This window comes from Bacillota bacterium (assembly GCA_024653485.1).
GTDB lineage: Bacteria > Bacillota > SHA-98 > UBA4971 > UBA4971 > UBA6256.
In genome coordinates, this window is sequence record JANLFY010000037.1 from 1 (window position 1) to 651 (window position 651).

Below are 651 nucleotides of genomic sequence, written 5' to 3' on the forward strand. Positions count from 1 at the left end.
GGCCGATTCCAAAAGGCTACACAATCTTCGAGCGGCTCGAAGACGCGTTCGGTGACGACGGCATCGCGACGATCATGATCACCGGCAAGGGCGGAAACCTGGGCTCCCTGGGGCCGGCTTCAGGGGCGCGTCGAGCAGGCATGTCAATCGCCAGGCGCGCCCGGAGCCGATTGAGCGGGACCCGGTTTCTGGACCGGACCTGGTTGCTGGACCGGACCCGGCTGAAAGGTGAGGGCATATCTCGGGAGCAGGTCCTCGAAAGGCTGGAGAAGGTGTTCGGGGATGACAAGGTAGGGCGTGCCATAATCTCCACCATGACTGAGTTCCGCTCCAGGGTTCTGCAGGAGCTTCTGCCCAGGCCGCAGTCCGCACGGATCCCGCAGCTGCCGCGGCTCCCACGGCTCTCGCAGCTCCCTGAGAGAGCCAAGACAAGATATCGCGGGGCGGCGCAGCCACGCCTGAGTCGAGGTGAGCCGTACTACAACGCCAAGCAAGACATCGACCTCTTCCAGGGCGACAAGCCAAGGCCTGCTGATGAAGTGGGGCAGCTGGCCCTGAATAGCTTGGATCGGTATGGCACGCAGCGGTTCTTCGCTTTCTTCCACTTCGGTGACCCTGATGCGGCTGGGCACAAGCACGGCGAGAACTCCC

The 651-nt window shown here is 63.4% G+C and carries 1 protein-coding gene; it reads left to right on the top strand.

Annotated features, from left to right (window positions below):
* Positions 1-651: hypothetical protein (locus NUW12_13100; protein MCR4403678.1), on the top strand; the 651-nt coding region annotated here is incomplete at both ends.